We start from the raw sequence: 26304 nt of genomic DNA, 5'->3' as shown, positions 1-26304 counted from the left end.
AAAATTACGTCTATACCTACCTTGAGCTTAATTTATAGAATATTGAGTTCTGATTGGAGTTGCTATTGAGTTGTCATTAACTTTACCAAACAAATACTTATCCTGTAAGCTAAATTTTGTAGTTTGTTTATAACTCAGCTATGCCACGCGGAATCAGAGTAAAGCCAGAGTGTGTTCCCCTTGTCAAGCAAAGAATGCTACAAAAAGGCTTTGCCCGTCAAATAGATTTAGCTGAGACAATAGAACTTAGTCAATCTGTAATTAACTTTTTCCTCAACGGTAGGACAGTTGAATACCTCAACTTCTACGAACTTTGTAAAGTATTAGGTTTTGAAGTTAACGAAATTGCCGATTTTGAAGCATTGGCAAATCTGCATACACAGAAAGTACAAAAAATAAATAGTTCTTCTTCCTGGTCTCCTTTACCTTCCCCCGTTGCGACTCCCAACTCCCCATCTTTAACTCTCGACCTGGAATATCCAGAAGGAGAAGTGCCATTAGATTCGCCCTTTTATATAGAACGTCTGCCTATTGAGCAACGTTGTTATGCGGAAATCAAAAAACCTGGTTCTTTAATTCGCATCAAAGCACCGCAGCACATGGGTAAATCTTCACTTCTCGCGCGGATTCTCCAACAAGCAGAAAACCAAGGTAATAAAGTAGTAACCATCGATTTTCAGATAGTAGACGAGGAGTTTTTCTCCGACTTAAATAAATTCCTGCGGTGGTTTTGCGATACTGTCACCGAAGCAGTAGCAGTGAATAATCGAGAATTACTAGAAAAATTACTGCAACAACTTGATGAACATTGGAAATCTGGAAAGCGCTTTGGCTATATGAAGTCTTGTAAAAATTACTTTGAACGCTATTTATTCCCGGAAATTCAGCAACCGTTAGTTTTAGGGTTAGAAAAAGTTGACAGATTATTTGAATATCCCAAAATCTACAAGGATTTTTTTGGATTATTGCGCGCTGTCCATGAAGAAGCTAAACGTCGAGATATTTGGAAGCAATTAAGATTAGCGATCGCATATTCCACCGATGCTTATGTACCAGTTGATATTAACCAATCACCATTTAACGTTGGTTTAGCGTTGGAGTTACCAGAATTTACTCACGAGCAAGTAAAAGATTTAGCCCAACGTCATCAACTAAATTGGAACGATACAGAAATAAATAACTTGACACAATTAGTGGGAGGACACCCTTTTTTGGTACGTTTAGCTCTATTTCAAATCGCCAACCGAGAGATAAATTTAGCTCAATTCTTGCAAACAGCACCAACAGCAGCAGGTATTTATAGTAAGCATCTGCAACGGCAAGAGTATATTTTGCAGCAACAGCCAGAATTAGGGAAAGCAATGCAAGAAATTGTTGGCAACAGTCATCCTGTAAATTTAACAACGGAAGTCAGGTTTAAATTATATAGTCTAGGATTGGTTAAATTACAAAATGATCAAGTCACACCAAGATGTGAGCTATACCGTCAATATTTCCGTACTTCAATAAAAGACAATCACAAAACAATATAACTCAAATTAACTCAATAATATCTCCAGCTTGTACTCAAGTCGCCGCAGTGTTTGATGAGAATATCGAATTCAACAAACACCAATGTTAAATAAAACACTGAAGACCAAAGTACTTGCAACACTCGCTATTTCTGCTTTTGCAGTTTTGGGGATGGAAGCTTTGCAGCCACAAGCAGCGATGGCTAAATGGTTTCGCTCCCTGTATGCTGGACAACATGATTGGGTAACATGGACTATTGATCCAGGGGAGTATGTTCTTGAGGCAAGTACTCTCTTAAATCTTGGCGATGTTGATATCGAGATTTATGACACTAGAGGTCAGATGTTTGCTAGCGGTAAAAAGCTTGGGGGTGAAACCATTTTCTTTAGCGTTCCCCAGGGAGCGGAAGGAGATTTCAAGATAAAGTACAGTATGCCTTTTTGTATCAATCCTGCGGGTGCATGTCCTGTAAATATCAATATAGAGTCTTCCAGATAAAAACTCAACGTAATAATCGATACCTTGTCTATCCTTGACTCTTTATTTTTTACGTAAAACAAGTGAAAAACTTAGCTGGCTGCGCGTGTTCAGTAATAGGCAAGGGCTGAAAGGGTAATTTGTCTCATGTGGCATATCAACTATAAGTAAACGTGTTTAGGGGATTTTTGTATGAAATGTGTTCGTGGTTTATCCATTGTCACTCTCGTCTCTTTTCTAAGTGCTAACCCAGGTGTTGCGATGGGCAAAGGTATTGAGCAAGTACACAACTCAACTTTATCTGGTCAAACCAAGCCTGCCGTAATGGCTAATATCTTTCAAACCATCCAAAAGACTATCCAAACTGTAGACCAGGTAAATCAAATCAGGTTGCAAGCCCAACGTAGGCAAGAAGAAAAACGCAGACGGCGAGAATTGGAAGCTGCTCGAAGGGAAGCTACTGAACAGCAACGACTGGAGGCAGAGCGTCGTCGCCAGTATTTTGAAAACCTATCTCCAGAAGAACAGAAAACTTACTTGGCTGAACAAGAAGTTAAGAAAGCACAAGCCGATAAAGCTGCTGCACTACTTCTGATGATGCTATTTGTGGGAAGTACAGGTTCAAGTGATGGTGCGGGTTCAGACGAAGGTGTACGTAGTTATCGATGTGTCGTTGGATACGATTCTAATGGAGGAGAACAAGTCGCCTATGTCCAAATGACTAAGGAAAGCGCATCAAGTCAGTCAATGTGCAGCCCTTTTTAGCATTGCAGATTAAAGATGTCCCGGTCGTCTTATAGCAAGCTTTCGTCAGCCAGGAATGCGAGATTTTGAGGATTGGTATCCGAATCCAAGGAGATTGGCATAAACCAGGCAAAACCAAAATCTACAGGTGGCATTGCTGAATATCTCCATACCAAAGTTGGAGAATTACTTGCTAATACCCCTCAGCTACCAAAACCTTTGAAAAGGGAAATAGTTACTCAAGCGTTCTGTAGGTACGTAAACCAATTTACTGATCGCACTCAACATTTACTTGAAAATGTGCTTCAAGCGAATGAACAACCGCTACCTATGACAGCAGTAGCGAAAAGTCTTGGGTATCCTAAGCGAGTCCTTTACAGGCATTTACCAGAGCTATGCCGAGCGATTTCAGCCAAGTACGTTAATTATATGAAAGAATCTCGCATCAAACGAATTGAACACTGTTGCGAGGAGGTAAAACAAGCTGTTAGGCAAGTTCACACTGAAGGTATTTATCCTAGTGAGGGAGCTATTCAAGGCTATTGGCTAAACCAGGATGTTTTCGTGACATAGAAGTTCGCGCTGCCCTTAAAGCAGCGCGAAGAAAAATTTGTTTGGAATCATAACTTTGCCGCTCTTCATTGGAAGCATAAGCTTGCCGTTGCGGCAAAGTTATGGGTAAAGTCACATTGCGAATTGCGAATTGCGAATTGGATTTATGGGGGTGGAGGGACTTGAACCCACACGACCGTTTAAGGTCAACGGATTTTCATTCTCCCGCAGCTTTCGCTACTGCCTGTTGGCTTTGAGAATTGGACTCTCTCTTTACCCTCGACTTAACGTTAGGGTAGCTCCCGTCGAGTCTCTGCACCTTCCGACTAGTTAAGAGTTGAAACTTAAGACCTACAAGTTAATATTGACTCGTAACTCAGCACTCATTACTCACTACTTTTTCGGCTTGGCTCAGGATTGCCTTGTCTGTCACCAGATTTAGGTTTCCCTGAGTTTGAGAGCATCCACTTCAAGGATTTCTCCTTCAAGGCTCAATTTAATTTAAGTCCGTAGCGTCTACCATTCCGCCACACCCCCCCATTTATTTGGGAGCTAGTTATCTTTCAGAGGTAACAAATACCCCCTCATCTATTCCAGCATTAAATGTGTTTTTTGTCCAACTAGATAGAAATTTTTATCTTTTTAGAGCTAGTTGCTCTTTTTAGCTTGGAGTTGCTGATGCTACCTTGCGGCTAATTAGATTTAGCATCTCTTATCTGGTTTAACAATATTACCACTGTTTTACTGCCTTTGCCATTGTAGCATTATTTCCGAATTTTGATCAGCAATAATCAGGAATTTTTGCAAGATTCATTTAAAAGCCCAATAGTTATGGTTTCTTTAGGCTTAATATTCAGCCTATGATGGAAATACAGATGCACCAAACAAAGATTTTATGATTGTACCCCTGCTATATCTGGCTCTAGCCGGAGCTTATTTGTTAGTTGTCCCCGTTGCTTTGATGATCTACATGAAGCAACGCTGGTATGTGGTTAGCTCAATAGAGCGTACCTTTATGTATTTCCTGGTGTTCCTCTTCTTCCCAGGATTGTTGGTTTTGTCGCCGTTTGTAAATCTGCGCCCTAAACCACGGAAAATTGAAGTTTAACAAGATTGGTAGGTCATAACTCTCATGCGACGGATTGACGCGATTGGCATTGGTTTTGGCATTTTCATAGCTGGCGGCTTGGCATATCTGGGTTTACAGCGAGTGGGTTTAGATAATCAACTAGCTGGGATATGGAGTCAAGCCTTGCTAGTAGTTGGGTTGATTGGCTGGGTAGCTAGCTATGCCTTACGCGCAGGGGGGAAAAAAATGACCTACCATCAACAACGAGAGCAGTATGAGGAAGCTTTTTTCCAAAAACGACTAGATGAACTCACTCCCGAAGAATTAGCGAAAATTCAAGCGGAGATTGAACAAGAGAGTGCTGAGTGAGTTATGAGTGCTGAGTGCTGAGTTATGAGTGCTGAGTGAGTTATGAGTGCTGAGTGCTGAGTTATGAGTGCTGAGTGAGTTATGAAGTGGGGTAAGTCAATACTCCAGACTCCAGACTCCAGACTCCAGACTCCAGACTCCAGACTCCAGACTCCACACTCCACACTCCAGACTCCAGACTCCAGACTCCACACTCCACACTCAGCACTCCACACTCAGCACTCAGCACTCAGCACTCAGCACTCACTCCGTTTTCCGGTGGTCAGTTGTTTGTTACTATTGACTACTGACCACTGAGAACTGACGACTAATTAATGACCGTTATTTCCGATCGCTTTCAAACCCTCAAGCGGAATCAAGAGTGCGCTCTGATTCCGTTTATTACTGCCGGTGATCCAGATTTAGCCACCACCGCCGCAGCGTTAAAGATTTTAGATTCCAGTGGGGCTGATTTTATTGAATTGGGTGTTCCCTATTCTGATCCTCTCGCGGATGGGCCAGTGATTCAAGCTGCCGCTACCCGCGCTTTGCAAAAGGGGACAAAATTAGAAGCTGTCCTAGAAATGTTGCAAGCCACTACGCCTAGTTTGCAAGCACCGATTATTTTATTTACCTACTACAACCCCATCCTACACCGGGGAATTGACAAGTTTTTAGAGCAAATAGCGGCGGCTGGGGTGGCTGGGTTGGTAGTACCTGATTTACCTCTAGAAGAAGCAGCAGGACTGTTAAAACCAGCAAGTGAACGGGGAATTGATTTAACCTTGTTAATCGCGCCTACTAGCTCTGTAGACCGAATAGAGGCAATTTCTCAAGCCTCCCAAGGGTTTATCTATTTGGTGAGTGTCACAGGGGTAACGGGGATGCGATCGCAAATGGAAATCCGCGCGTCTGATTTATTGCCAGAAATTCGGCGTTTTACCGATAAACCCATTGGTGTCGGCTTTGGTATTTCTCAACCCGAACAAGCCACCGAAGTAAAAGCTTGGGGAGCAGATGCAATCATTGTGGGTAGTGCTTTCGTCCAGCGTTTAGCCGAAGGTACACCAGAACAGGGACTAAGTGCGATCACCCAATTTTGTCAAAATCTCAAAGCAGCTATCAAAACATCTTGATGAGCAAGATTTTAGATTAAAAAGTATAACAAAGCAGTTTTTTTAGCATAATCTGGTGGACAATTCAACATTTATGGTTTTGAATATTAACATTGGAATACTGGGTGCGTAAAAAAAACAAATGATACAGTAACCGATGATTTGGGTATTATGTCAGTAACCCAGCCCTAAAGGGACTGGGCTTGTAAGAGAAATCAAGCAAGCCGTACTGACCAGACCACCCTGAGTATAGTCGTTAGCAAATAGCGTCTCGGAGAAAAGGGTAGCCGTTATTTGAGTCACGACACCTCGGAATGCGTAGCTAGTTCCCCGCTCTGTCGCTGTGAGTTAAACAGTTCTAAGGTCACTGGAACAGTGCTTTCAGCCTAACAAGCTCTTATAACAGGTCTAAGCTAACATTACTGGAACAGCAAGGCGATTCTCGGCATACAGGGAAGGTGGTAAATACTGTTCCTCTATTTACCACACCCCATAAGGGGACTGCGACTAAAGTCGCTCGTACTCTTTCCCTCTCAGCTTTTAAAAGCTGAGTTTCCCACATCCCGCGAGGTCTTATGAGTGTGAGAGTGAGTCAGTCACAAGTTTTAATAGTTACATCGCAGTTGAGGTTAAAAGGCGATGAGTGAGAGTATGGCATTTATTGGCGGTGTCGCTGTAGCTGGACTGGCCGCTCTTTTATTACTCAGGGGGACAAATGCTTCACAGGCTAACTTTGCTGTTAGTCCCCAAATGCCAGGTGCTTTAGTAGCACCCCAACCGATTCAGCCCCCAACCTATTACCCCCCCTACGGGCAAGCACAATACCCTAATCAGCCACCCGTTGCCCCTAGTACAGAACAGCGAGTAGAGCTAGAACGGCTCAAAATGGATTTTGAACGCCTCAAAAGCGACAACGAACAACTGAGAGCGCAAAACCAACAACTCCAGTTTCAATTCCAAAACTACAACAACCAACAACTGCAACAAGCGCAGCAAAATAGCCAAAGGGTCGCAACAGCAGCATTCCAAGCGGAATCGCCTTGGTGGTCTTCACCCATCGTTTGGGCGGCTGGCGGCGCAACTCTTACCATTGGCGGTGGTGTTGTAGTTGCCGGCGTATTATCTTTATTCACGCCACGCGCACGTCCCACTAGGACAGTACAAGTAATTCACCCCTACCAAGGAGCTACACAGCCCTTAGTCCCCGTGCGTCGTGCCGAATTTCTCCCCCCAGGTGGGATGGATGCTAGGCGCGTGGAAGCCCATGAATATGATGAAATGATTTAGGACAACAGAGAGGCTGAAAGGACAAGGGAAAAAAGGAGAAATTTCTCTTTCTTTCCCCAATCCCCAATCCCCAATCCCTAATATCCATTTTGGGGCAATTCTTCAGGGCTGATAATCTCTGAAGTAGCGGGTTCTTCAGTCTCCGATGGTTCGGACTGAGACTGATTTTGAGTATTTTGATTATCGCTTGGGGGAACTACTTGTTTCGCTACGTTCTCGGCTGCTTGTTTAAACAGTGGTTCTAATTTATTTCGCCAGTATTTAATATTAGGCAGTTTTTCAGGATGCTTTTTGTAGTCTAAAACTTTATCCCATTGACCATCATCTATTGACTGATTGATGTCTTTAAATAGTGCGTCGGCTTTTGCCCAATCTTGCTGCCATTGGTTAATCATGGCGGTTGTCTCTTTAATGCCAGCAGAGGCATTACCAGGAATAGATTTTAGGGTAGCGATCGCACCTATTAAATCACCTGACTCATACTTTTGTCTAGCCTTGGCAACAATCTTGGTGCTATCTTCCTGAGACGGTGCTGGAGTAGAACGGAGAAACCCTTCTGGTTTTGGGTCTGGTGATGAGGGAGTTACTCGATTAGATTTTGGCTTGGATTGGGGAACAGGTCTAGCAGCAATTAATGTATTATCATCAACGGTTTTAATCGCAATGCCTTTGTCTCGTAGGCAAGAAGTCCATTCTTGATTATTAATAATTACATCAGAGTGCGCCCAAGCTGAACGACGAGAGTTAAGTTTGACTTCAACCCAACCTCGTTTGCTGCGCGTCCCAGTCACTTCAAATTTGCTATTTTCACCAATTGTTTTTAAGACATTATCAGAGTTAATCGAACTCGGTTCAGAACGAATATTAGAATTACCAGCCACCACCGCCAGACATTTATCCGTAGTAACCAAATCATTCCCCAAAAAATTAGCTGCTAAATTTTTCACATTGGGATAAACATTAGCCACCACAGCCGCCGCACCACCCGCTAATAACAAGCCAATTAATAACGGCCAAGGGTCAGATTTGGGAGAGTCTTGACGAGACGGTTTAGGCTGAACGGGGTTGGCTGGTGAAACAGCTACAGTTTGCTGTCGAGATAACCGAGATGGTGCAGTGGTTCGTTGGTAATTAGAACTATTGACGGATTTTTGGGCTGAAGAAGACACAGCTACAGCCACAGGATTAATCGCATTTTGACAAGCTTCTAGTGCTTCCGTTGCCGACTGGTAACGGTCTTTGAAGTGATAACGTACCATCTTAGTTAACACTTCTGCTAGGCGATAATTAACGCTTACCAAATGCTGCCAGAGGATTTCACCTGTATTGGGGTCTTCTTGTAATTCGGCGGCTGGTAGTCCTGTTAAGGCTTGAAGGGCAATAATCCCTAAAGAATAAATATCACTATTCGGACGGGGTTTACCTTGCCCTTGTTCTGTCGGCATATAACCAGGAGTCCCAATAGCAACAGTAGCAGTGGGTTGTCCGCCAGCCGTTACCATTTGTGTCCGCAATTGCTTAACTGCGCCGAAGTCTACTAAAACTAACTTATTATCTGAAGTGCGACGAATGATATTATCCGGCTTGATATCGCGGTGAATCACTCCTTGCTGGTGAACAAACTCCAGAATCCTTAAAGCATCCTGTAAAAGTTGAATAACTTGGCTTTCACTCCAACGTTTACCAGGGATGAGTTCTTCTGTCAGGGTATGTCCTTCGATATATTCTTGAACTAAATAAAATTCTTGATTTTCATCAAAATAAGCTAATAACCGGGGTATCTGGTCATGATTACCCAGCCTTTCTAAAGTTTCAGCCTCACTGTTGAAGAGACGCTTGGCAGTTTCAAAAATTCTAGGGTCAGAACTGGAGGGTTTGAGGTGCTTAACAACGCATATCGGATTCCCAGGCCTGCGGGTATCTTGGGCTATGTAGGTTTGACCAAATCCCCCTATAGCTAAGACTCGAACGACTTGGTAACGATGGTCTAGTAACTTGCCTATCATAAAATCCCTCCCCACAGTTATCACCTAGAATTTCCCGATGGTAATTAATATCTCCAAATTTTTGGTAGTGAAATCCGCTATCTTGATAAAAGATTTGAACTTAATACGCAATCCTTTTAATAAACACAGACTGTAAATTCTTCTTTTAGTGCCTTTATTAATTACCGATGCCACCTAGAATAACAGACCAAGCTACATGGCAGCAGGCCGAACTCCTCATGCAGCCTGCTTTTATTCGCGTTGTTGACAACCTCCGCAAGCAGTTGGATGAATCGACTTGGAAAGGAACTTACCAAGATGTGCTGATTTGGCCGGCTAACACCACTGATGAGACAAAAGCTTTGGTAACTCAACTGCTGCAAGAAATGGAATCTGCAACTTTAGAACAGGCAGATGCCATTAGAGAAAGACTTGCTAGGTTGCCGATGCCCCATCCAGGATATCACTTGTGTTTGCAACGTCAAGACCAAAATGTCAGTATTGATTTGTGGGAATTATGCTATCAAGTGTGTTTTATTAATTACACTCCAGAGAGTGACAATGTTGATATTGATACTAGTTTAATTGATGAATTTGGTGAAGTCGATTGGCAAATTTTAGAAGTAAAAACCAAGGAGTTAGTTGAGGAGACATTTGCAAATTTACCTAAGTAATTAAGTGCTAATTGTATAATTTATGCCCGTCCCGCCAATCTAATAGACCTCTTGCATAAATGCTTAAGCTGTCATGTTGAGCGAAGCGAAACATCTCAAAAATTATACATTTCATTCAGAATGACACATTTCATTTTCTGACTTTTGCAAGAGGTCTAATGAAAGAAAACTATATGAACAAGCCTGATGAAGAATTGGAACTACATTTAAACACCTGTGAAAAGGAAACAGTATTAATGAATTAATTCAAAATTCAAAATTCAAAATGAATATTAAGCGTGCTAAAATTCAGATACAACCAATAAATTAGATTATCTATGGCAGAAATAAATTTAGACGAAATTAAACTGAAAGAAATCTTCAAAAAAGCCATTGTTGAAGTTATTCAAGAACAGAAAGAAGTTATTTCTGATTTAATGGCAGAGATTATGGAAGATATAGCTTTAGAAACGGCTATTAAGGAAGGTGAAAATACAGAAATTGTTAGTCGCGAAGCTATATTTAAAATCTTAGACAAGAAAAAATGAATATAGATTTTAGAAAAAGCTTTGAGAAAGATTTAGGTGATATTCTAGATGAAAACTTACTTCAAAAGGTGAGAGCGGTAATTGAAGAAGTTGAGAATGCTGAAAGTTTAGCCGATCTCAGAAATATTAAAAAACTCAAATCTGATGGTGACTATTATCGCATTAGAATGGGAGACTATAGAATTGGTCTTACTATATCCGATGGTGTGGTAATTTTTGTCAGATTATTGCATAGGAAAAATATTTACAGATACTTTCCTTAAGGTTGAAAATCAATCAAAGCCCTTACTATTCCAGTCCTATACCATTGAATCCGTTAACCTGAATTTGCTAATATTACCAATGCGAAAACATTGAAACAGGGCAACTATTGACTACCATGCCAACATCTGCACTTGACGGTAAAGACGCAGCTGCTATCCAAGCCACAACCGCAGGGGTTGCTGTATGCGATCGCTCTTTTTGGGGGCGCATCCGTGTTTCTGATGATGACCGTCTGCGGTTTTTACACAACCAAAGTACGAATGATTTCCAAAGTCTCAAGCCAGGACAGGGCTGTGAGACGGTGATGGTGACATCCACAGCCCGCACGATTGATTTAGTGAGTGCGTATGTTCTTGATGATGCTGTGTTACTTTTAGTGTCGCCTAATCGGCGTGAGTTTTTAATTCAATGGTTAGATCGTTATATCTTCTTTGCCGATAAGGTGCAATTAACTGATGTAACGGCGGAAACTGCAACTTTTAGTATCCTCGGTGCAGGAAGTGACGCGGTAATAGAAAAACTTGGTGCTGGGGCAATTATCGGTCAACCCTACGGCAATCATCTGACAGTAGATGGCGGTATCATCATTGCAGTCGGTAGTGGTTTGGCTTCCCCTGGTTACACATTAATTTTGCCTGTGTCTGTGAAAGAAACAGTGTGGCAGCAAATTTTAGAACTAGGCGCGGTAGAATTAAGCGATCGCGGTTGGGAACATTTACGCATATTACAAGGCAGACCATCCCCAGAAGCAGAACTCACAGATGATTTTAATCCTTTAGAAGTTGGTTTATGGCAGGCTATTTCTTTTAATAAAGGTTGTTATATCGGACAAGAAACTATTGCTAGGTTGAATACATATAAAGGTGTTAAACAATATCTTTGGGGGATTAAACTTAACAGTCCAGCCGCAGTAGGAGATACTATTACTCTGGGAGAGGACAAAGTTGGTAAACTCACAAGTTATACCGAAACTGCTGATGGTTATTTTGGACTGGGTTACATTAAAAGCAAAGCTGGTGGTGTGGGTTTGAAAGTGCAAGTAGGAAACGCCGAAGGTGAAATAGTATCCATCCCATTTGTGTCTCACGAATATCCATGATAGGGAACAGGGGACAGGTGACAGGTGACAGGTTATAGGTTACAGGTGACAGTAAAGAGTTCCCAATTCCCAATTCCCAATTTCCAATTTCCAACCAAATGCCATCTACTATTCAAGCTTTACCTCAAGAAGTCGTATATCTGATTACAGCAGGTGAAGTCATCGACTGTTTCGCATCTGTAGTGAGGGAATTGGTGGAAAATTCCTTAGATGCGGGTGCGACGAGAATTGTAGTTGCACTATGGCCGCAGCAGTGGCGTATCCGGGTGACAGATAATGGTTGCGGTATGGATTTGGATGATTTGCAACAAGCCGCAGCAGCTCATAGCACTAGTAAAATTCGTTCTAGTGACGATTTGTGGAAAATTCACAGTCTGGGATTTCGGGGTGAAGCGTTACACAGTTTAACAACGCTGGCAGATTTGGAGATTTTCAGCCGTTCTACCAATGGGAATGTAGGATGGCGGGTTGTCTATGGTGAAGAAGGGAAAGCTATAGAAGTAGAAGCCACTGCGATCGCTCCTGGTACAGTGGTGACAGTCTCCAATTTATTTGCCAATTGCGTGGCGCGTCGTCATGGTTTACCGCCAACAGCACAGCAAATGAAAGCTGTCCAAGCTGCAATTTACAACATCGCCCTTTGTCATCCTCAAGTTACTTGGCAAGTGTCACAAAATGACCGAGCATGGTTTACCATCTCCCCAGCTTCTACAGTAGGGCAACTCATACCCCAACTTTTACCCCAAGTACGACAAGGTGACTTACAGGAATTAACACTAGAAATCCCCAACCCAGAAAACTCCCCACTCAACACTCCCCACTCCCCACTCAAAACTCAAAACTCAAAACTCAACACTCAAAACTCAACACTCAACACTCAAAACTCAAAACTCAACACTCAGCACTCAGCACTCAGCACTCAGCACTCAGCACTCACCCTAGTAGTAGGCTTACCCGATAGATGTCATCGCCATCGTCCCGACTGGGTGCGAGTAGCGATTAACGGGAGGATAGTCAAGTCACCGGAATTAGAACAGACAATATTGGGAGCATTTCATAGAACATTACCACGCGATCGCTATCCGATCTGTTTTCTCCATCTTGTCATTTCCCCCGACCAAATTAATTGGAATCGCAACCCCGCCAAAACCGAAATTTACCTCAACGAGTTGACTTATTGGCAAGAACAAATCACTCAAGCCATTAACCAAGCACTGCGTATTAGTGAGGCAAATATCAAAGAATCCGTCCACACAACCAGAGTCAGTCAACTACTCAAAACCGCAGAAGAAAAAGGCAATTACAACGTCAACCCCACTCCCAACTTACAACTCAGCACTCAGCACTCCCCACTCAACACTCAGCACTCCTTAAAAGCTGTTGCCCAAGTCAGCAATACCTACATCGTGGCTGAACATCCTGGAGGAATGTGGTTAGTAGAACAACATATTGCCCATGAACGGGTTTTGTATGAACAATTGTGTGATAACTGGCAACTTCTTCCTGTTGAACCGCCAATTATTCTCTATCAATTATCGCCAGCGCAACTTGCCCAATTGCAACGCATCGGTTTAGATATTGAACCCTTTGGGGAACAAATTTGGGCAGTGCGTAACCTTCCCGCCATCTTACAGCAACGAGAAGATTGTGCTGAAGCAATTTTAGAACTGAGTTGGGGAGGAGACTTAGAAACAGCCCAAGTAGCCGTGGCTTGTCGCAGTGCTATCCGTAACGGTACACCGATGAGTTTACCAGAAATGCAGAAGTTACTAGATGATTGGCAACGCACTCGCAACCCCCGCACCTGTCCCCACGGTCGCCCGATTTATCTATCCTTAGATGAGTCGGCTTTATCGAGATTTTTCCGCCGTCACTGGGTAATAGGTAAGAGTCATGGGATTTAATTAATTCGTAATTCGTAATTCGTAATTCGTAATTCGTAATTCGTAATTCGCTTTTTCCGTGTTGTAACGGGGATTTACACCCCGCCACAACGCTTACGGTTAATTCATCCCGCATTTATGCAACGCCGTTTCCAGCTAAACTTCATAATCTAGCCTCTGAACTATCGCCTGCAATAATTGCTCAAATTCTGACTCGCTGTGAATGTCGGGAGTTAGGGTATTCATGTCTTTGAGCCGATTAGTAAGTTCAGCGATGGTGTGGCGAATCTCGGTGTATAAATCAATGTCTTCTCTAAATCCTTGCATATTAGCTAGGTCAACTCCTTTCATGGCTTCATTTAATTCTTTAATTTCATTTTCCCAATGTTTAATATATTTAATTCTTTCAGTAGGTTTATAAATTTGGGCATCTTCTAATACAATCGGAAAAATTCGGTCATAAAAATTACCATTCTTTGCAATTTGCACCAATTCAAACATACAGTTGGGCGATTTTAAATACTTATCACTAATCACGGCAATTACACATTTACCGCGTCCAATCTTTTCCATAAAATCTTTAATCAGTCCTTTAAAACCCAAGTCTCGCTTATCTCTAATGATGGTGATGTCTTTGGACTGTAATACTTCGTCTAGATGATTGACATAGGTTTCACTGTCTCCACCCCAAGCATAGGAAATGAAGATTTCTTTTTCATATTCTGATGTAGGTAAACGAATCATATTAGGTTTTTCTTGGCGATCGCGTTGTCTTTCTTGTCGCTGTGCTGGTGATTCAATACCATCAAGTATTTGTCGGGGGTCGAAGGTTTCTGTTAACCCTGGTGGAATATAAGGTAAACCTTTTTCTTCATAACTCAGTAAATTCTCGTAGTCTGCAATGATTTTAGGATGTCCAGGAATGGGTACTTTTTCATCAGCTATCAACCCTTTGATAGTTTGGTGAATCGCCTCAAATTGCGAACGAATCATGGCTAATAGTTCCCGTCTGGTGGAGTTAGTCCCACTGATGGAAATGAATATTTTTTGGTCTTCGCGATCGCTTTTGACTAAGGCGCGATTGTGGCGATGTTTCAACACCACCCCGCTACGCCACCAAGTTTGTTTATCTGCTAGATGGTGCATCCTGACAATGAAGCGAGAGATAATACTGCTGGGGAGGACGTTGTAATGATATTGGAAGGCTAAAACGTTTTCCCATTCACCTGTCGCTGGTTCTTCTTTGGGTAACAAGTCGGGGATGAGGAAGCGACTATCACCTGTACCATTCTCTAATGGAAAGCAGAGTTCAAACTTTTGCATCATATCAACGATGAATACTTGCTTGTTGCGGGGATAGCAAGGATCATTGAGAATGCGGTTGAGTTGCTGGCGGTCTAACATCCCGCGCCATTGGGTGATTAGCTGATTATCGTTGAGAATTTTGTAGACACCATTTGTTACCCATGTGGGGTTGAGGACGTTAGTATCTTCTAGACGATCATCGTCTCGGAAGTTGAGGACGATGCCAAGGCGGTGCAATAATTCGATGAGGGTGGATTGATTGCGATCGCCTGTAACTTGCTCCTCATTACATAAATCTTCGTACTTTTTGTAGGATATGTAGTCAATATTTTCGTCTTTCATTGCTTCCAATCGGGTTTTGACTTGAAACCAACTTTTAGGCAAAGGGTCGTGAATATGTTGTATATTTGCGAGTTCGCGGGTAATAATTGACCGCAATTCTGCTACACCTGACCCAGTTGCACAGGAGATAGAGACGATATCTTTGATGTTGGTGTACTTGTCGCGTAGTCCTTTTTGGTCAATGTCGAGGGGATGTTGATCAATTTTGTTACCCACAATAATAATCGGGGAATTATCACCAAAGCTGTGAATAATTTTCAGCCAATATTCTAGTTCGTTTTGTCGCTCATCTACACGCGCATCTAATACTAATAAGTAAAGGCTGCGTTTGGTGAGAAAGAATTGATGGGTGGCGTGCATGATTTCTTGTCCGCCAAAATCCCACACGTTAAGCCGGATAGGTTGATCATTAAGAGTAACTTGCCAATTTTGAATGTTGATACCTTCTGTCTTGTTTTCGTGGGGGTCGTATAGGTCATGAATCAGCCGTTTTAGCAGGGAAGTTTTGCCTACACTACCTTGTCCTACCAGCAATACTTTAGCTTCATTGAGGGGTTTTTCTTGTTCGGCTGCTAAAGAGAAATAATAGCTAATAATTTTGGTAGGGTTGCCTAATTTTATCCACGAATCGCCCAAAATTTCTGGCGGAATTTGCAAGTTAGCATTTCCTTCACCCCGTAAATCTAGCTTCTGGAGTTTAGTTAGTAACTGTATTTCTGACGGTAAATTGATCAAGTTATTATCTTGAATATCAAGTATCTTTAGATTTTTGAGTTGTCCAAATTCCGGTGGCAAACTGCTCAGTTGATTACTGCCGAGGTAGAGCATTTGCAGGTTGGTGAGTTGTCCAAATTCCGGTGGCAGACTGCTCAGTTGATTTCTGCGGAGGTCGAGGGATTGCAGGTTGGTGAGTTGTCCTATTTCCGGTGGCAGACTGCTCAGTTCATTATCGTCGAGGTCAAGCGATTCCAGGTTGGTGAGTTGTCCTATTTCCGGTGGTAGACTGCTCAGTTGATTGTTGCCGAGGTTGAGCGTTTGCAGGTTGGTGAGTTGTCCAATTTCCGGTGGCAGACTGCTCAGTTGATTACCACCGAGGTGGAGCGATTGCAGGTTGGTGAGTTGTCCAATTTCCGGTGGCAGACTGCTCAGTTGATTACCACCGAGGTGGAGCGATTGCAGGTTGGTGAGTTGTCCAATTTCCGGTGGCAGACTGCTCAGTTGATTACCACCGAGGTGGAGCGATTGCAGGTTGGTGAGTTGTCCAAATTCCGGTGGCAGACTGCTCAGTTGATTACTACTGAGGTAGAGCGTTTGCAGGTTGGTGAGTTGTCCTATTTCCGGTGGTAGTGTTTTTAAACGTTGACCAGAAAGGTTTAATTCTGTAACCTTGTCTCGGTTAGCTTGTTCAATAAGATGCAGCAGTTCTTCGTTAGTCATTTGGGGATTTTTTCCTGGCTGGATTTCTGATTGAGGTCGCCAGCAGATTGAAAAGTAGCGATCGCAGATTCGACAACAGAACTATAGCTTTTCCTAATCACATGAAGTACATCATAGCCCCCTCCTTGCTTGCGGGGAGGGGGTTGGGGGTGGGGTTCTTTATGCGATCGCCAAATCGTTAAAAACTAAAGGTAGTACGAATAGTACCCACAAAAATATCGTTGTTTCTAGAAAAATGGTCGGGGTCGGTGACAATAAAAAAGCCGGGAGTGATGGAGATATTATCGTTAACTAAATAACGGTAAAAAACTTCGTAGTGAGTTGAGTGACCAGTATCTATATCTGCAACTGCAACGCCGTTATTTAATTTTAGTGGTTGACCGTAAACGAACCCTAATAAGTCTCCTTTTCTGCCAAAGGGATCATACACACCTAAAGAGGCGGTGTAGGTGCTGCTGAGAATCACTGCATCTGATGTGAGGGAATCTGTGACGACGATACCACCCCAAGCACCAAACACTAACTGATCGGTAAGTTGCCATTTCAGGCTGGCGTTTATACCATGAATTTGTGATGGTTCATTAATACCGCCGGAGGTATCGGCGTTGTTGCTACCTGTCCCTGTATCTAATTGTGCGTTACTAGCGTAAGCATTAACATAAGCTAAACCAGTAATTAAGGAGGGGGTAGGCTTGTATAATAACTGTACTCCCAAGGCACTGTGGTCTGCACCAAATAAACCCTGACTGCTGTCGTTGCTATTTCTCGTCCCGTAGGCGAGTTGTAACCGCATTTGGTCAGACATTAACCAATCAAAACCTAAACCTGCATCTAAACTGCCAATTTTCAAGATGGAAGTTGAACCACCAAACAGAGAAATCGCGCCTTGTCCTGCATCGGCGTAGGGTGAGTTGACGCTGAGAACGCTACTTAAACTAAAGCCTACAGGTTTGAAAGTGAAGACGACGCGATCGCCTAATCCGGCAACGCGATATTCTAGAGAGTCTAGTCTGACTTGATTGTCATAATCTGCCTGCCAAGCTAATCTCGCCATGTTGGTGTTGAATGCTGTGGGATTGCCAAAGCTATCATTTGCAGCATTCCCACTGACTAAGGCTAATCGAAATCGGTCTTTACCTGTGAAGGAAGACGCTAATTGTATTTGGGTGAGATAAGTAAAAATGGGGTTAGCTTCTCCGTCACCTGGACGATTACCACCAAAACCCCCAGCTAACCCAAATATGGTTTGTCCACCTAATACTACGGTGGTGGAAAATTGTTGCGATTCAATGTTGGCGGTGCGTGCTTCTAAAGCATCTATTCTGCCTCTTAAGGTGGCTAATTCGGGAGTAAATTCTTCTCGTAATTTTTGCAGTGTTACTAAATCTACTTTTTGAATTTTGTCTGCTAATCCAGCCGTAATTAACTGATCAATTTTATCTAATACTGCATTTAATCCGGCGGCAAATTCGTAGCGAGTCATGGCGCGATCGCCTTTAAATGTGCCGTTAGGATAACCTGCTATGACACCATACCTTTCTACTAATGATTGTAAGGCGACAAAAGCCCAATCACTAGGTTGCACATCAGATAATTGTGAGACAGATGTCACCCGTTCTTCATTTTGGGCTAGTTGTTTACATTGGCTTGCTATGCAATTATCTGTTTGCGTAATTTCTGGGATAATTACTAGTTGGTTATCTAAATTTGGCTGATTTTCTGCCAAAACAGATATATCTACACCCAATACTAATGCTCCAGATAGGAGCAATAAAACACTTTTATTAAACATCAATCCTCACACCTGATAAACAAATTCAAATCAACAAAACCCTTATGTTGTCTTGATTTTGACTTTTGACTTTTGACTTCCGCCTTCACGGCGGTGCTAGCGTCCGCGTCTTACCCCAGTCGTTAAAGTTCCCCGATAGCCAACGTTATCTTGTGGTTGTTCACCATTGACTCCAATTACTTCTAGTTGGGTGATTTGACCATTAGCATTGATGACTGAACCCCTAGCATTATTGCCACTTAATCCAGCATTATTAGATACACCTGTATTCCCATCAATGGTGATAGTTTTCTGGTCAAAATCTATGGTAATATTGTTAGGAGAATTGGAATTATTATCGGGATAAAAAACAGCAGTATTTTCCGATGTTTTATAGTATGTCCCGGTGACAACTTGCGGGTTAATAATTCTCACTGAAACACCAGGACGAGGATTCAAATCTCCTTCTGTACCATTAAGGGCATCAGAGAGAAATGTTCTGGTAAATCCTCTAAATCTTTGCGCTTGATTTTTGAGTGCGGCTAAGGTTTCTAGTCGTATAGCTTTGAGTGTTTCTTGGACTGGGGTCGATTCTTGAGCTAATAATTTCTCTTGTCCTGGCCCTAAACCAGAAGCGAGGGAAATGGTTTTATAAAAAGCTGGTAAGTCAAATTCTTGGGGATTCCCAACTATGCCATTTCTGATGGCTACTGTTTGACCACCTTTTAAAGCAACTGTTTTTTTATCTTGTAGGTCGGAGATGTTGATATCTCCATCAGTGAGGGCAAAAACTTGAGTTGTGTTGCTTTCTTGGTGATGCGCTACCATGACTGCGGTAGCTTTTGGGGCTGGTTTACAGATAGGGTTATTTTGAGTATTTATTGGAGTTGGTTCGTTTGCACAATCTGCTGCTAAAATCCTAATCTGACTGCCTGGTGTTTCTACGACTGTAACGACGCTTCCCGGTGGACTTAAAATTAAAGCTCTGCCATTCTCTACATTAGGTATAATTTCACCCAAAGCGATCCGATTTGGCAAGTTAAAGCGACGATACCCTGGCTGAAAACGAAAGATAGTTTTTTGATCCACTCGAATCAGGGATTTATCGTTGAAAAATAGTTGTGCTTCGGAACTGACTCCGGTTTTAACTGCATCTCTGGGAACTATGACATCATTTCGTTGTGCAGGTCGTTGAGTTTGATTATGTAATAGTAGATCAACACTGGGAATGAGTTTATAAACTTCCGCACGGGTGAGGGGTTTATCTGTTTGGGCTAAGGTTGGGGTTATCCAAGCTAAGGTTAAGAATGTACTAACAATTAATCTTTGATGTAATGACCAATTCTGCCACTTCATCGCTTTTTACCTTGAGTATTGATGTTAAATATACTGATATTGACTATATTTAAGACTACATAGATTTGGACAAAGTTTCTCTATTTTTTATATTACGTTTAATTAAATCAGGGAATGGGAAAGAGACGACGATGAATAATAGACCTCTTGCATAAATGCTGAAGCTGTCATGTTGAGCGAAGCGAAACATCTCAGAGATTATACATTTCATTCAGAATGACACATCTCATTTTCCAACTTTTACAAGAGGTCTAATGATCAATAAAAACCCCTGGGTTGAGCAGGGGTAAGGGTTTCGCTGAGATAAGTAATGATTACTACAATTTTTCTTGAGGTAATTCCTGAAGATAAAGAAAAAGATTTTTAACTCAATTGGTTATCTCCCCTTTCCGTTTACCGACTGAGGTTAGAGTTTAAAACTAATTATCCCCTTTGAGTAACCGATGTACAGCTTGTTTGATATCTATCTCTTTAATTAAAGATTCTCCTACTAACACTGCATTAGCTCCTGCTTGAGCCACTAAAGATAAATCAGTGCGTGCATACAATCCAGATTCAACGACTACCATCACACCCAAACTTTGCAGTTGCGATCGCCTGGCGGCTAAGAGGGTTTGAGTGGTGCTAAGGTCAATGCTAAAGTCTGCAAGGTTTTGGTTATTAATATTGATCAGGCGAATGTCGTCTAGAGTTAGTACCCGATCTAGTTCTTCCAAGGTATGCACTTCTACTAAAGCATTCATCCCCAAATAGTGAATGATGCGTAAAAAGTCTTGTAGTTCTCTATCGGTAAGGATCGAAGACATCAGGAGGACTGCATCTGCGCCTGCGGCTCGTGCTAAATAAATTTGGCACGGATCAATAATAAATTCTTTGCATAGCAAAGGTAATGTGATTCTCTTACGAAGAATGCGTAAAATATCAAAACTGCCGTGAAAAAAAGACCTGTCGGTGATGACAGAAATACAAGCTGCTCCACCCTGCTCATAAGCTTGAGCGATCGCGATCGGATCAAAGTCTGTACGGATCATTCCGTGACGGGGTGATGCTTTTTGAATTTCTGCGATCAGGGTGGGTTTATGGGGGTTTTGCTGTAAGGCTATCAAGAAGTCTCTCACTGTTGGCGCAGCTGTTAACTGACGTTGCAACGAAGCTAAGGACATCTGTTGATGTAGTTGAGCTACTTCTTGTTTTTTCTGCCACACAATCTCTCTGAGAATGGGTTGCAGACGGGTGATATTAATGGCACTAACTGGGTACATCATAAACTGGCTATAAGGAACTGGTTAACTAAGCAGGAGTATATGAGTGCTAAGTTATGAGTGATGATTGAATTCAGCACTCATCAATACCTGCACCCGCTACCAACAGATAACCTTAGTTGGTCAGTCCTATATTTTTATTTTGCATCCAGTTCGATTGGATATGAAAAACTTCTTGTGTATCTGATTCTTTGGCGTTGTTTGGTTTAGCTAGGCAGTTATTTTTAAGTAAGCGAATATAAGTGCGATATGGGATGTATTCCATAGGATTATAGCCGGAAAAACGAAGGAGTAAAACACACGCCCAAGAATACTTTCCGGCGATAATTGCCTTGATAATTTGTTCTATTTGTTCGTTGTTAATTTTTTTAACATTCTGTGAGTTGTAATTGGTATTTTGTTGATACATAGCATTCCCTGATGATGAATTTTCAGTCTTTTGTTAAAGACTTTTCCAGAAAATTTGGTCAGCTAAATTGATGTTAATTATCACATTTCTAGGAGTCTACTGCCCCATCGTTGAGGATAGACACAATACCGACATATGTTTTGCCGAGGCTATACCACGGCGAATAGTTGCAAACAATGCGGCTACTTTGGTAATTGTTTCTCGTCTACTTGCAGTATGGAGTTCTGACTATTGATTGTCCTGTCTTTGGTAGATGCGCGGTGTGGCCGTTGTGGCAAATTCATACTGAAGACGAAATGTTCTGACTAGTTTATCGGGTAGATACAGCACTAAGTCCCATTCTTTGGTGGGACAGTTAATTTGCTCATGTAAGAGAGTAAATCGCAAATCATGGGATTATTTTTTTGGTATGTTGGACGGAGTATAGCGCGGCCAAAGGCGGGGCGTAGCCCATCGCTGTAGACAGATACTGGGTTCTATCACTTCATGCTCCAGCTAATTTTGCTATCTCAACAACAAGATATTGACACTACAGCACAGATAAATTAGTAGATGCGTACAAATAGTTCTTGAAAATAGGGGCGAATTTCACTAGTCAGCATTTTGATCTGCTGAATAAATATCTAGTTAATCCAACCCCTAAAGATGAACCGTTTTGCAGAAGCAGCTTCTTTGCTAAGATTACTCAATTTTGGACATTATATATATGATTATTTCTTTGTTAGACCTATCTCTTTTTTTGTTTTTTAAATTTGTGATTTTCTATTGATTGCCATGTCTAAAATAAAGCCAGTTTATAAAACTGAGTGATTATACCATTTTATGTCGAGAATAATTAAAAATATTTTTTAATTGTTTATGGTTGCAATAGCAGTATATTTATCACATTATAACTAGAGCAATCCTAGATAATTGGTGAGAGCTAATAATCCCACTTTCTTTAAAAAAGTGAGTTACTGAAGTCGGGCAATTACCGCTAATCAATAGGATTGCTATGGACAATCTGAGCATATCATTGTCAAATTTATAATTTGCTATATTTTTGTCTTTTTTTTCTGGCTATGTTGAGTAATTTATGTCTAGTGATGGTTGATGCTTCAGATGTGTAATTATTAAATTAATTAAGGTAGTAAATTATACTCAAGACATTACGAATAAGTTTTGGCTTTTTCATACTTAGCAATATAGTGCTGTTATCAATTAAGTATGTCAAGCAATAACTTGTTTAATAACATTCGATTAAGTATTCAATAACAAACCAATAAGAGTACGTATTTGAAACGAGTATAATTTTCAATGGTTAAAATTATACATAAAAAATTGTATAACTTAATACAAACTATCTTAATATTTTCTATCTCTTATGGTAGATAATTGTTCAATACTGAGAGAGATGCTCAAAAAAAATGTACTCCTAATGACAGATGACTGAGCATATTATTATGTAGTTTAATCCCTGTTAAATGAAGTATTGTCAAAAATAATTTATGATATAAAATTCTTCTAAAATTACCGTTTTACGAGCATAAAATAAATTTCTAAAAGTCAAATTGTAGTTATAAATAGATATCCAAAGATATTTTATTCTTAATATCCATTGGCTCTAAATAAAAATATGCAGTAATGAAAGCAAAGATTTTTGCAATTGCATAAGATAATTTTTAGTGAATCTTAGTGAATTCTTCCCGACCACAATTCCTGGTAATGGAAAAATGACGCACGAATCATCAATAAAAATCCTTGTAATTGAAGATGAAACTGATACCCGCCATCTCTTTTTAACTATTCTTGAGGCTGAAGGTTTTGCAACAATAGGTGCTGAAAATGGTTTTGTGGGGATTCAGCAGGCACAAAACCATTTACCTGACTTGATCATCTGTGATATTATGATGCCTGATATGGATGGCTACGATGTGTTGAATGCGCTACGGCAAGATCCTCTAACGGCAATTATTCCTTTTATTTTTCTGACTGGTAGCCACGAGAAAACGGCTCTCCGTAAAGGTATGGAATTGGGTGCGGATGACTATATTACTAAACCCTCCACTATAGATGAAATACTAAAAGCGATCGCAATTAGATTAGAAAAGCAAGCTTTGTTAAGATATTGGTATGCGGTTAAATCTCACCAACTTCCTGAGTCGCTAGTTCTAGAACCTGAGTTTGTTTTTCCATCAAGGCCGCAACTCAAGGAAGTTTTTGATTATATTGAAGCTCATTACCATGAAGGAATCACTCTATCAGATGTAGCTGAGGCGGTTGGTTATTCAGCTGCTTACTTAACTAATAGAGTCGCCAAAGAAACGGGAGATACTGTCAACGGTTGGATTCTCCAGCGTCGCATGGCCGCAGCGCGTCCTTTACTCAAAAACACTAACAAAACAATTGAGCAAATTTCTAACGCCTTGGGTTATCAAAATGCGTGTCATTTCTCCCGTCAATTTCGCCAACATCACGGTTTACCTCCCAAGGCTTGGAGAAAACAGCAACAATCTTCTCAGTTTTATAAAAAACCTCCATTACCACTGGGGAATACTTCTACTGATTGGCAGAAATGTTTACCTGTGGGGGGTGTAGGGGTGTAGGGGTGTAGGGGTGTAGGGGTGTAGGGGGGAATTTTTCCCTACGTTCCAGTCATTAACTATTTTTAGCCTTGGTGAAATTTTGCAGCAATAATTGTATCCCTAAAGCGAACAAACCGATCGCTACGATTGCAAATATCCCAGATCCTAAAGCCACTATACCAACAACCAGGGTACGAACGGCAGAGGTAAGCTTAATAACTAATTCGTTATTAGAATGGATGGGTTTTTTAGCGAAGGTTGTAGCGATCGCAATCATGAGAGAATATACAGCATATCCCATTCCTCCAGAAATGATTGCCCCGATTAAACAGCGTAACGGGGTTGCTGCAACTGATGCGGTCGTCTCTGTTGTTGTTGGTGTTATGTTTTGGTCATTCATAAATTAGTAATTAGTCATTAGTTCCTGTCACCTGTCACCTGTCACCTGTCACCTGTCACCTGTATTCCCTGTCCAGTTGTACAAGTCACAAATAATTCTAAATCTTCATCAGGGATTGCTTCTCTAACTCGTAACTTAACTTGTTCTGCTTGTGGCTGAGATGCACATATAGCAAATACTGAAGGGCCAGAACCAGACATCATAGTTCCTAAAACCCCTTCCTGAACTGCAAATAGTTCTCGTAATTGCAAAACTTGGGGACAGGCTGGTAAGACTACCCGCTCTAAATCATTGTGCAGTTTTTGAGATATTTCTGCTGCATCTTTATCTAAAATCGCTTTGACCATTCCACTCGAATGCACTGCGGCGGCTCGTGCGGCTAAGTCATTGGTATCTTTAAGATACCCACTACCAAACTGTTGGCGATAGGTTTTATATGCCCAAGGGGTAGAAACTTCTAGGCTACGATATTTAGCTAACACTATATATATATGATCTAAACTCGGTAGGGGTGAAAGTTGCTCTCCTCTACCTGTAGCAATGACTGTACCACCTTCCACACAAAATGGTACATCTGAACCCAGAGTTCCACCCAGTTCTTCTAGTTCTGATTTAGTTAGTCCCAAATTCCAGAGTAAATCTATTCCTACCAATACGGCTGCTGCATTAGTCGAACCTCCAGCCAACCCAGCTGCTACAGGAATATGTTTGTGAACTGTGATATCTACACCACCATATTTAGCCAAAGCTGCGGGAAATTTTTTCGCCATGAGTTCGGCGGCGCGATATACGAGATTAGTTTTATCTGTTGGTACTTGGGGATGGTTGCAATGAACGCGGATAGTTTCATCGCTGATGGAGTGTAATTCAATCTGGTCAGCGAGGTCAATACTTTGCAATATCATCACTAACTCATGATAACCATCGGAGCGATCGCCGATGATTTCCAGATATAAATTGATTTTAGCAGGAGCAATCAAACTGTAACTACGCATTTTTTAGTGCTGAGTGCTGAGTTTTAAGTTGTGAGTGTGTTACTCAGAGTTACCCATTGCTGAGTGCTGAGGTCTTCAGCTCTAACTTGGGGGTTTATATTTAATTGTTCCAGTAATTGGCTCAGGCGATCGCGGTCTACGACAGATTGCAAGTTATTCCGTAGCATTTTGCGTTTCTCCGCAAATCCTAACTTTAGCAAATTCTCTAATTTTTTTGGGTCATCCGCCGGGATTTCTATCTGTCGGGGACGCAAGCGCACGACGGCGGAATCTACTTTTGGTGGTGGCTGAAATGCGGCTGCGGGGACATGACAAATTAATTCGCACTCAGCTAAATACTGCACCCTTACCGATAATGCACCAAATATTCTTGACCCAGCTTTGGCATATAATCTTTGGGCTACTTCCTTCTGAATTAATAACACTATCGATTCAAAAGGTGTAGGGTTAGGGTTGGCGATCGTTCCCAATAATTTCTCAATAATCGGCCCTGTAATATTGTAGGGGATATTAGCAACAACTTTATTTTGATTTTTAAAGTTAGGAAATGCTACCAAGTTTGTAGCCAAATCTAGGGTGAGAAAGTCCCCTTGTAACAGTAAAAAATTCTCCTTATTACTCAACTGTTTGACTAATAACTTACACAAATCCCGGTCAATTTCCACAGCTACTAAAGACTGTACCAAGGGTAGTAAACGCCGTGTGAGAATGCCTGTACCGGGGCCGATTTCCAGAATACGGTCATTTGTACTACACTCTGCTGCCTTAACGATCGCATCCAAAACCTTATCACTTTTGAGCCAATGTTGAGCAAAAACCTTGCGCGGTCGAACCATTATTTTTCCTTACTATATCTAAATCTCAGCTTTTTACAAAAAATCCATTTCTTACTTTTTGCTTACTTTTAAATGTAAATTTTTGGGCTTT

General features: G+C 41.5%; 23 protein-coding genes. 14 read left to right on the top strand and 9 right to left on the bottom strand.

Translation table 11 applies throughout. The annotated features are described in order from the left end of the window. The first annotated feature begins 140 nt into the window (after positions 1 to 140). From L6494_RS23825 to L6494_RS23790, 8 genes are all read left to right on the top strand, one after another. The gene (locus tag L6494_RS23825; protein WP_237990202.1) at positions 141 to 1532 is read left to right on the top strand and encodes an AAA-like domain-containing protein; all 1392 of its coding nucleotides are present in this window, start codon (positions 141 to 143) and stop codon (positions 1530 to 1532) included. Between the two features lie 82 nt (positions 1533 to 1614). Beyond that, positions 1615 to 2010: a hypothetical protein gene (locus L6494_RS23820; protein WP_190551826.1), complete on the top strand. Its 396-nt coding sequence runs from the start codon at positions 1615 to 1617 to the stop codon at positions 2008 to 2010. A gap of 171 nt (positions 2011 to 2181) precedes the next feature. Further along, positions 2182 to 2754 (top strand): hypothetical protein, encoded by a 573-nt coding sequence (locus L6494_RS23815; RefSeq protein ID WP_237990201.1) that lies wholly within the window; start codon positions 2182 to 2184, stop codon positions 2752 to 2754. 72 nt (positions 2755 to 2826) lie between these two features. After that, a complete protein-coding gene (locus L6494_RS23810; protein WP_237990200.1) occupies positions 2827 to 3306 on the top strand; it encodes a hypothetical protein in 480 nt (159 codons plus the stop codon). Between the two features lie 874 nt (positions 3307 to 4180). Then, positions 4181 to 4393 (top strand): NAD(P)H-quinone oxidoreductase subunit L, encoded by a 213-nt coding sequence (gene ndhL / locus L6494_RS23805; protein WP_190699670.1) that lies wholly within the window; start codon positions 4181 to 4183, stop codon positions 4391 to 4393. Positions 4394 to 4417: 24 nt separating this feature from the next. Further along, complete coding sequence (locus L6494_RS23800; protein WP_237990199.1) at positions 4418 to 4723, top strand: DUF3007 family protein; 306 nt, start codon at positions 4418 to 4420, stop codon at positions 4721 to 4723. Between the two features lie 314 nt (positions 4724 to 5037). After that, positions 5038 to 5838 carry a tryptophan synthase subunit alpha gene (gene trpA, locus L6494_RS23795; RefSeq protein WP_237990198.1) on the top strand — a complete coding sequence of 267 codons (801 nt, stop codon included), beginning with the start codon at positions 5038 to 5040 and terminating at the stop codon, positions 5836 to 5838. 618 nt (positions 5839 to 6456) lie between these two features. Then, entirely contained in the window at positions 6457 to 7104 is a 648-nt protein-coding gene (locus L6494_RS23790) for a heterocyst differentiation related protein (RefSeq protein WP_237990197.1), read from the top strand. Positions 7105 to 7181: 77 nt separating this feature from the next. Here L6494_RS23790 and L6494_RS23785 read toward each other — a convergent pair whose 3' ends face one another. Next, positions 7182 to 9110 (bottom strand): serine/threonine protein kinase, encoded by a 1929-nt coding sequence (locus tag L6494_RS23785; RefSeq protein ID WP_237990196.1) that lies wholly within the window; start codon positions 9108 to 9110, stop codon positions 7182 to 7184. Between the two features lie 167 nt (positions 9111 to 9277). Between L6494_RS23785 and L6494_RS23780 the strand changes: the two genes are divergently transcribed. The 5 genes from L6494_RS23780 (at position 9278) to mutL (ending at position 13557) form a co-directional block, all read left to right on the top strand. Continuing rightward, positions 9278 to 9763, top strand: coding sequence for a hypothetical protein (locus L6494_RS23780; RefSeq protein WP_237990195.1), 486 nt, complete (start codon positions 9278 to 9280; stop codon positions 9761 to 9763). A gap of 317 nt (positions 9764 to 10080) precedes the next feature. Continuing rightward, positions 10081 to 10290, top strand: coding sequence for a hypothetical protein (locus L6494_RS23775; protein ID WP_237990194.1), 210 nt, complete (start codon positions 10081 to 10083; stop codon positions 10288 to 10290). Beyond that, positions 10287 to 10553, top strand: coding sequence for a type II toxin-antitoxin system RelE family toxin (locus tag L6494_RS23770; RefSeq protein ID WP_237990193.1), 267 nt, complete (start codon positions 10287 to 10289; stop codon positions 10551 to 10553). The genes L6494_RS23775 and L6494_RS23770 overlap by 4 nt, the downstream gene beginning before the upstream one ends. 116 nt (positions 10554 to 10669) lie before the next feature. Continuing rightward, the gene (gene ygfZ, locus L6494_RS23765; RefSeq protein ID WP_237990192.1) at positions 10670 to 11653 is read left to right on the top strand and encodes a CAF17-like 4Fe-4S cluster assembly/insertion protein YgfZ; all 984 of its coding nucleotides are present in this window, start codon (positions 10670 to 10672) and stop codon (positions 11651 to 11653) included. Positions 11654 to 11751: 98 nt separating this feature from the next. Continuing rightward, positions 11752 to 13557, top strand: coding sequence for a DNA mismatch repair endonuclease MutL (mutL, locus tag L6494_RS23760; RefSeq protein WP_237990191.1), 1806 nt, complete (start codon positions 11752 to 11754; stop codon positions 13555 to 13557). A gap of 135 nt (positions 13558 to 13692) precedes the next feature. On the opposite strand, the gene L6494_RS23755 is transcribed toward mutL, so the two are convergent. The 5 genes from L6494_RS23755 to L6494_RS23735 form a co-directional block, all read right to left on the bottom strand. Beyond that, positions 13693 to 16620 carry a COR domain-containing protein gene (locus L6494_RS23755; protein ID WP_237990190.1) on the bottom strand — a complete coding sequence of 976 codons (2928 nt, stop codon included), beginning with the start codon at positions 16618 to 16620 and terminating at the stop codon, positions 13693 to 13695. Positions 16621 to 16798: 178 nt separating this feature from the next. Further along, a complete protein-coding gene (locus L6494_RS23750; RefSeq protein WP_237990189.1) occupies positions 16799 to 18412 on the bottom strand; it encodes an iron uptake porin in 1614 nt (537 codons plus the stop codon). A 96-nt stretch (positions 18413 to 18508) separates the two neighbouring features. Next, positions 18509 to 19747, bottom strand: coding sequence for a hypothetical protein (locus L6494_RS23745; protein WP_237990188.1), 1239 nt, complete (start codon positions 19745 to 19747; stop codon positions 18509 to 18511). A 419-nt stretch (positions 19748 to 20166) separates the two neighbouring features. Then, positions 20167 to 21012 carry an indole-3-glycerol phosphate synthase TrpC gene (trpC, locus tag L6494_RS23740; protein WP_237990187.1) on the bottom strand — a complete coding sequence of 282 codons (846 nt, stop codon included), beginning with the start codon at positions 21010 to 21012 and terminating at the stop codon, positions 20167 to 20169. 112 nt (positions 21013 to 21124) lie between these two features. Beyond that, positions 21125 to 21418 (bottom strand): HetP family heterocyst commitment protein, encoded by a 294-nt coding sequence (locus L6494_RS23735; RefSeq protein ID WP_237990186.1) that lies wholly within the window; start codon positions 21416 to 21418, stop codon positions 21125 to 21127. A gap of 1712 nt (positions 21419 to 23130) precedes the next feature. On the opposite strand from L6494_RS23735, the gene L6494_RS23730 reads away from it, so the two are divergent. Continuing rightward, a complete protein-coding gene (locus L6494_RS23730) occupies positions 23131 to 24003 on the top strand; it encodes a response regulator transcription factor (RefSeq protein WP_237990185.1) in 873 nt (290 codons plus the stop codon). 52 nt (positions 24004 to 24055) lie between these two features. Here L6494_RS23730 and L6494_RS23725 read toward each other — a convergent pair whose 3' ends face one another. The 3 genes from L6494_RS23725 to rsmA are packed head-to-tail and all read right to left on the bottom strand — an operon-like array spanning position 24056 to position 26213. Then, on the bottom strand, positions 24056 to 24382 hold the full coding sequence (locus L6494_RS23725; protein ID WP_237990184.1) for a DUF3082 domain-containing protein: 327 nt from the start codon (positions 24380 to 24382) through the stop codon (positions 24056 to 24058). Between the two features lie 41 nt (positions 24383 to 24423). Continuing rightward, positions 24424 to 25377 carry a 4-(cytidine 5'-diphospho)-2-C-methyl-D-erythritol kinase gene (ispE, locus tag L6494_RS23720; RefSeq protein WP_237990183.1) on the bottom strand — a complete coding sequence of 318 codons (954 nt, stop codon included), beginning with the start codon at positions 25375 to 25377 and terminating at the stop codon, positions 24424 to 24426. A 23-nt stretch (positions 25378 to 25400) separates the two neighbouring features. Then, entirely contained in the window at positions 25401 to 26213 is an 813-nt protein-coding gene (rsmA, locus tag L6494_RS23715) for a 16S rRNA (adenine(1518)-N(6)/adenine(1519)-N(6))-dimethyltransferase RsmA (RefSeq protein ID WP_237990182.1), read from the bottom strand. Positions 26214 to 26304: the final 91 nt, after the last annotated feature.

It is taken from the genome of Nostoc sp. UHCC 0870, from assembly GCF_022063185.1.
Classification (GTDB): domain Bacteria; phylum Cyanobacteriota; class Cyanobacteriia; order Cyanobacteriales; family Nostocaceae; genus Trichormus.
Note: the sequence above shows the minus strand (reverse complement) of the source record. Positions and strands in the feature narration are given on the sequence as shown.